This window comes from Gallibacterium genomosp. 1, from assembly GCF_000771875.1.
Taxonomy (GTDB): Bacteria; Pseudomonadota; Gammaproteobacteria; order Enterobacterales; family Pasteurellaceae; genus Gallibacterium.
The window spans coordinates 23267-30251 of record NZ_JPXX01000044.1 but is presented as its reverse complement, the minus strand read 5'-3'; the positions used below and the strand labels follow the sequence as shown (position 1 = coordinate 30251).

Sequence of the window (6985 nt, the reverse complement as noted above, 5' to 3'; positions counted from 1 at the left end):
TGTATAGACAGGATAATCCTGGCGGCGAGAATGCAATAGCACCACCTGACCCCATGCCGAACTCAGAAGTGAAATGTTGTAATGCCGATGGTAGTGTGGGGATTCCCCATGTGAGAGTAGGTCACTGCCAGGTTTTTTATTTACTAAATACATTCGTTTAGTGTATTTAGTAAATAAAAGAATTTTTTGGCGATAATAATGCAATAGTACCACCTGATCCCATGCCGAACTCAGAAGTGAAATATTGTAATGCCGATGGTAGTGTGGGGATTCCCCATGTGAGAGTAGGTCATCGCCAATTATCATTTACGGAGCGGTAGTTCAGCTGGTTAGAATACCTGCCTGTCACGCAGGGGGTCGCGGGTTCGAGTCCCGTCCGTTCCGCCACTTTTTCTATCAATAGGGGCGTAGTTCAATTGGTAGAGCACCGGTCTCCAAAACCGGGTGTTGGGAGTTCGAGCCTCTCCGCCCCTGCCATCTATAATTTTTCCATTTTTTGTTTAGTATTTTCTTCATTTATTTATTCCTTATTGAAGAGATATCAATCCTTACTGATATCGATTTATTTAATCCTTTTGTTTCTTGATTTAATTTAAACTATAAGTGTTTTTATGCATCATTTAGTATTTTAAATGATGAAGGGTTTTTTAAGTAAAGCGATTACTAGCTTGATATTTAAAATGTGAAAAAAGAAAAGCGTTAAATTTATAGGAATCTAATGATAATTTAAAGGGCTAAGCCGTTGTAATATACGGCTTAGCCCCTTTCTTTAGTATTTAATTAATTAAGCTTTTTGCTTTTTCTGATAATCATAAGCAGCTTTAATAAATCCACTGAATAGAGGGTGGCCATCACGCGGTGTTGATGTAAATTCCGGATGGAATTGGCAAGCAACAAACCAAGGATGATTAGGCACTTCAATAATTTCAACCAATTTATTATCTGCTGACCAGCCAGTTACTTTCAATCCGGCTTTTTCAATTTGAGGTAACAATTTGTTATTAACTTCATAACGATGACGATGGCGTTCTTCAATGGTTTCTTTACCATATAATTGGCGCGCTAAGCTGCCTTCTACTAGATGACATTTTTGTGCACCAAGTCGCATAGTGCCGCCTAAGTCGGATTTATCACTACGCACTTCTACATTGCCATCAGCATCTTGCCACTCTGTAATTAATCCAATCACCGGCTGAGGACAATTTTTATCAAATTCTGAAGAACTTGCATCTTTCATTCCTGCAACGTGACGTGCATATTCAATAAGGGCAATTTGCATTCCCAAACAAATACCTAAATAAGGAATATTATTTTCACGTGCATATTGTGCGGTTAGAATTTTGCCTTCAATACCACGATAGCCAAAGCCACCAGGGACTAAGATAGCATCTAAACCTTTTAATAAATCTGTACCTTTAGATTCAACATCTTGTGAATCAATATATTTGATGTTGACGGTTAAACGATTCTTCAATCCGCCGTGTTTTAATGCTTCATTAACGGATTTATAGGCATCAGGTAATTCAGTATATTTTCCAACCATTCCGATAGTGACTTCACCGATTGGATTGGCTTCTTGATAAAGCACATTTTCCCATTCAGATAGATCCGCTTCCGGACAATCAAGATGGAAGCGTTGGCAGATAAATTCGTCCAGTCCTTGAGATTTTAGTAATGCAGGAATTTGATAAATAGAATTAACATCTTTTAATGAAATAACTGCTTTTTCCGGCACGTTACAGAACAGTGCAATTTTTGCGCGTTCATTTGGTGGGATAATGCGATCGGAACGACAAATCAATACATCAGGTTGAATACCGATAGATAATAACTCTTTCACCGAGTGTTGGGTCGGCTTAGTTTTCACTTCGCCGGCAGTTGCAATATAAGGCACTAAAGTGAGATGCATAAATAGGGTTCTTTCACGGCCTACCTGCACTGCAAGTTGGCGTAACGCTTCCAAAAATGGAAGTGACTCAATATCACCCACTGTTCCACCGACTTCAACAATAACAACATCGTGACCGGCAGCACCCTCAATCACTTTTGCTTTGATCTCATTGGTAATATGAGGAATAACCTGAATTGTTGCGCCAAGGTAATCGCCACGGCGTTCTTTACGCAATACTTCGGAATAGATCTTTCCGGTCGTAAAATTATTACGTTTGGTCATTTTAGTACGGATAAAACGCTCATAATGCCCGAGGTCGAGATCCGTTTCTGCGCCGTCTTGAGTAACAAACACTTCACCGTGTTGAGTTGGACTCATTGTACCCGGATCAACGTTAATGTAAGGATCTAATTTCATCATTGTAACGTTCAAGCCACGAGCTTCTAGAATCGCTGCAAGAGATGCCGCTGCAATGCCTTTCCCTAAAGAAGAAACAACACCGCCTGTGACAAAAATATAATTTGTTGCCATTGTTTTATGCCTATTAATTTAAATGTGGATGGAATATAAAGAGATACCTGAGTATCAAGACGGGATGATAGTTTACAGGATTTAGCTAACTAACTCAATCTAAGATTGAGATCGCCATTGGGCGATCTCACGTTAAATTACAATGTTATTTGCTGATCTTTGTTATAAAGAGAGCGATAACCGAAATAAAGAGAACCAAAAACGGATAAACAAACAGCGGTACAAATCGCAATCATAATAGCAATTTGGTACAAAATAGCGGTATTAGGTAGTGTCCCGGAAAGAATTTGACCAGTCATCAAACCAGGTAAAGCGACAATACCCATTCCAACCATAGAGTTTAGTGTTGGTAATAATGCACTTTCCAGAGCTTGATTGACAAAAGGTGTCAATATTTTTTGTGGTGTTACCCCAAAATTGAGTAACGCTTCAATTCGTGAACGTTCGCTTTGCAAACTTTCACGAAATGTTTTGACACCAAGATTTACCCCAGTCATTGCATTTCCCATAATCATTCCGCTTAAAGGAATAACATATTGAGGATGAAAGAAATCTTCTTTCACGACAACAAGAATAAAAAACGCTAATATGGCAAGACCGGAAAATGAAATAGAGCCGATAATAGCTAATTTAAAGCGTTGATTTAAATTAGGATTTTTTGAAAGGACTCGGTGTACAGCAAAGATGATCATTGCCAATAAATAAAGTGCTGTAAAAATAGGATGTGGATTTTTAAAAATATAGGTCAGTACAAAACCGGCAATAATGAGTTGTAACGTCATTCTAATGCTGGCAATAAACAAGAGTTTAGACTGATTGATTTCGCACTTTTTCATAATAAAAAGTACTATTAATAATAGGAGATAAACTAGACAAAAATTAAAAATCTGGATTTCGGCAATATTGTTCATAATCAATTCCTAATGAAAATAAATAATTTGATCAGCGTACTTTTGGGTTAAATTCTGATCGTGACTGATCATAATTAATGTCATTTTGGGTAAACAAAATGATTTAAAGTTATCCATAATTTGTGAGGCAACTTGTGCATCTAGTGCGGATGTTGGTTCATCCAACATCAAAATATTAGGTGAAAAACTAAGTGCAATCGCAATAAATACTCGCTGTTTTTCACCTCCGGAGAGCTGATTGACGGAGTGTTCTAATGAGAATGGAACGCAGCAAAGATCCAAATATAATTCCAGTTGTTTCTTATCAGGTAAAGTATGTTCTCTATAACGATGATATTGCTGAAAATTTTCTAAAATTGAGCCATTAAATAAATATAATTGCTGAGAAGCGAGTAAAATTTCGTGGCGTAGTTTAATTTTATCAAATTGTTGTATATCTTTGTTTTGATATAGAATTTTCCCTTGTGTAACTGGTAATGTGGCATTAAAAAGGTGAAGTAGAGTGCTTTTACCACATCCACTCGGCCCTTGAAAAAATGTTGCTTTACCTTGCTCAATATAGATATTGGGGTAATGAATCCTGTTTTGAAAAACAACGTTTTCAGCGGATAAAATAATTGACATAACATTTCCTTTTTTAAAACTTATTATGAGGAGCAATATTTATGAATTTTCAACAGATTTTGCAAACTTTGCCATCTATCGAAGGTATTCAACAAATTGATATTATAAATTCTCAAACAGAAATTGTGCATACTATTCCTGCAATCATCGGAAAGTTAGGATCTTTACGGGTATATCACGCATTAGCACAAAAATACAATGGTGAATTAGATAAAAATAGCGCACAACAAGGATTAGAGTGGTTTGCGGAACATTATCAGGATGCACTCGAAAACCCGGGAAAACATCCTAATATTGATTTGTTATTATCGGTAATTACCAACGATAAACATTGGAAAATTAAGGTTTTGAAATAATTATTTTCTTAATTTAATGGTGTTAATGGCGTGATCTTCTCCTTTTATTAAAATTAGACTTGCTCGTTCACGGGTCGGAAGAATATTTTCGTGCAGATTAACACCATTGATACTTTCCCAAATAGTTGAGGCGATTTTTATCGCTTCAGATTCAGAAAGTTTAGCGTAATTATGGAAATATGAATTCGGGTTGGCAAAAGCACCTTTACGAAATTTAAGAAAACGCTTGATATACCAGTGTTTCAACAAAGTTTCTTCCGCATCAACGAAGATAGAAAAATCAACAAAATCGGATACAAATAAATTATGCGATTTATGGCTTCGTTGTAATACATTTAAACCTTCAATAATTAAAATATCTGGTTGATTAATTTCAGTATATTGATCGGGAATAATGTCATAAGTCAGATGGGAATAAACGGGAGCTTTTACGCTTTCTTTGCCTGATTTAATGTCTGAAACAAACTGAATTAAAGCTTGAGTATCGTAAGAAATAGGGAATCCTTTTTTGCTTAATAAATTTAACTGCTTAAGTTTTTTCAGTGAGTATAAAAAACCATCTGTAGTAATTAAATCAACTTTTCTTTCCGGCTGAGTTAAAAGTGTCTGTAAAATACGAGCCGTTGTGCTTTTACCAACAGCAACACTACCGGCAATACTGATAATATAAGGTACTTTTGGCTTTTTTATACCAAGAAACCGTTCTATAACAGCGTGGCGTTGTAAATTTTCATCAATATAGTAATTTAATAAACGAACTAAGGGTAAATAGATAGAACGAACCTCATTTAAAGAAAGTTCATCATTAAAGCTAAGTAGCGGTTTTAGATCCTGTTCTGTTAAAGATAAAGGGAAAGAATTTCTTAGTGCAGCCCATTGTTCCCGTTCAAATACTAAAAACGGTGAAAAATCATTAGTATTGTGCTTATTCACAATATCCTTCTTATTTGATGAAAATAATAAAAAACAGTGAAATCTATGTTATAGAAAGTGAACAAAAAAGGCAAAATGAATATTTGTAATAAGATAAAACGACATTAAAAAGGATTAAAACGATATAAGATCGATTTAATCCTTTTATTTTATAATGGCTTATTTTATCAAAGCAGATTTAAAGCCAGAAAACATAGGCAAAAGTAGCGATAAGGAATACGCAGAAAATATTGAGGATAATTCCTGCTTTGACCATCTCTTGTTGTTTAATTTGACCCGAACCGAATATAATTGCATTTGGTGGAGTTGCCACTGGAAGCATAAACGCACAAGATGCACCTAATCCGATAATTAAGGCAAGACCGATTGCTGGTACACCTAAAGCTTCTGCAATAGAGATGAAAATAGGCACCAATAATGCAGCACTCGCAGTATTGGAAGTGAATTCAGTTAAGAAAATAATGAAAGCAGCAACAACCAAACCAATAATGTAGAAATGTCCGCCTTGAATCAAAAAGACAATACCATCAGCCATCACTTTGCTTGCACCGGAATCTTTCAACACAGCACTTAGTGTTAAACCGCCACCAAAAAGCATTAACACACCCCATTCTGTGTTGTCTTGGATCTGTTTCCAATTCGCCACGCCGGTGATGCAGATTAAGACTGCCGCCAACAATGCGATAAAGCTGTCAAAGCTAGCAATTTTTCCGGATAATCCCAATAATGATGCCAACATCGGATTAACAGAGCTACTGAAAATCCAACAGAGTGCAATAAAAACGAAAATAGCTAAGGTAATGAGACGTTGACGATCAATCTCAATCTGTTCAAATTCAAATTTAAATGATTTTTCAAATTTTGGACGAAAAACAAGATATAACGCAGCAATCATTACCGGCATTAATAAAATCATTATTGGCAAGCCGTATCCCAACCATTGAGAGAAATTGAGGTGTAATTGAGAGGCAACAATCGCATTCGGTGGGCTACCAACTAATGTTCCCATTCCGCCTATACTAGCACTATAAGCAATCCCTAATAAAACGAACACATAAGTATTGTGTTGTTTCTGTTGATCGAGATTAGACAAAATCCCCATTGCCAATGGCAACATCATTGCAGCAGTAGCAGTGTTGCTCATCCACATTGATAAAAAAGCAGTGACTACAAACAGATAAATGACTGCTATCAATAAATTTCCTCTGGCAAGAGACATAATTTTATTAGCAATAAATCGATCTAATTTTTGAATATGTAATGCAGTTGCCAACGCAAAGCCACCAAAGAAAAGAAAAATTGTTGGATCAGCAAATGCAACGAGCGCTTTTTTAGTATCAGTTAACCCCATAGCAACGGCTAAAATCGGAATTAATAGTGCGGTTACAGTCACGTTTAACGCTTCCGTCAACCATAGGATCCCAACGAAAACCAATAAAGTTAAACCTTTATTGACTTGAGGTTCAAATGGTAGACTAAATAGTAAAATTAATGAAATCAGAATATCTATGCCTAAGATTAAACTTGATCTGCTCCAAACTGTTGGAGACTTGTTGTTTGTCATAATGTATCCTCCTTTACTTTACGAGCATTATTTAATTTTCAATATACCAGATAGCAATACTTTCGTCAGAAAGTAAATCCAGAATTGTGAGCTAGTGAACAACTTTTCTGTCGCTTAAATTTTTTCTGCCCATTTTTGTATCAAAAAACAACAAAAAATTGTTCATTTTTTATTT

At 35.9% G+C, this 6985-nt stretch carries 6 protein-coding genes, 2 tRNA genes and 2 rRNA genes; 5 read left to right on the top strand and 5 right to left on the bottom strand.

Annotated features, from left to right (window positions below):
* Nucleotides 1-17 precede the first annotated feature (17 nt).
* The 4 genes from rrf (JP36_RS10920) (at nucleotide 18) to JP36_RS10905 (ending at nucleotide 477) form a co-directional block, all read left to right on the top strand.
* Nucleotides 18-133, top strand: a 5S ribosomal RNA gene (gene rrf / locus JP36_RS10920).
* A 52-nt stretch (nucleotides 134-185) separates the two neighbouring features.
* A 5S ribosomal RNA gene (gene rrf / locus JP36_RS10915) occupies nucleotides 186-301 on the top strand.
* 9 nt (nucleotides 302-310) lie between these two features.
* Nucleotides 311-387 (top strand) — tRNA-Asp (locus tag JP36_RS10910).
* Between the two features lie 14 nt (nucleotides 388-401).
* Nucleotides 402-477, top strand: a tRNA-Trp gene (locus tag JP36_RS10905).
* Between the two features lie 307 nt (nucleotides 478-784).
* Here the strand turns inward: JP36_RS10905 and pyrG are convergent.
* From pyrG to JP36_RS10890, 3 genes are all read right to left on the bottom strand, one after another.
* Nucleotides 785-2422, bottom strand: a complete 1638-nt coding sequence (gene pyrG, locus JP36_RS10900; RefSeq protein ID WP_013746174.1) for a glutamine hydrolyzing CTP synthase — start codon at nucleotides 2420-2422, stop codon at nucleotides 785-787.
* Between the two features lie 137 nt (nucleotides 2423-2559).
* Nucleotides 2560-3333 carry an ABC transporter permease gene (locus tag JP36_RS10895; protein ID WP_039174662.1) on the bottom strand — a complete coding sequence of 258 codons (774 nt, stop codon included), beginning with the start codon at nucleotides 3331-3333 and terminating at the stop codon, nucleotides 2560-2562.
* A gap of 9 nt (nucleotides 3334-3342) precedes the next feature.
* Nucleotides 3343-3957, bottom strand: a complete 615-nt coding sequence (locus JP36_RS10890) for an ABC transporter ATP-binding protein (RefSeq protein WP_039174660.1) — start codon at nucleotides 3955-3957, stop codon at nucleotides 3343-3345.
* 41 nt (nucleotides 3958-3998) lie between these two features.
* Here JP36_RS10890 and JP36_RS10885 point away from each other — a divergent pair, with 41 nt between their 5' ends.
* Complete coding sequence (locus JP36_RS10885) at nucleotides 3999-4313, top strand: DUF2322 family protein (RefSeq protein ID WP_039174658.1); 315 nt, start codon at nucleotides 3999-4001, stop codon at nucleotides 4311-4313.
* Here JP36_RS10885 and coaA read toward each other — a convergent pair whose 3' ends face one another.
* Entirely contained in the window at nucleotides 4314-5246 is a 933-nt protein-coding gene (coaA, locus tag JP36_RS10880) for a type I pantothenate kinase (protein WP_039174656.1), read from the bottom strand. It lies immediately after the preceding gene.
* Nucleotides 5247-5424: 178 nt separating this feature from the next.
* Nucleotides 5425-6810 carry a DASS family sodium-coupled anion symporter gene (locus tag JP36_RS10875; RefSeq protein ID WP_039174654.1) on the bottom strand — a complete coding sequence of 462 codons (1386 nt, stop codon included), beginning with the start codon at nucleotides 6808-6810 and terminating at the stop codon, nucleotides 5425-5427.
* Nucleotides 6811-6985 lie beyond the last annotated feature (175 nt).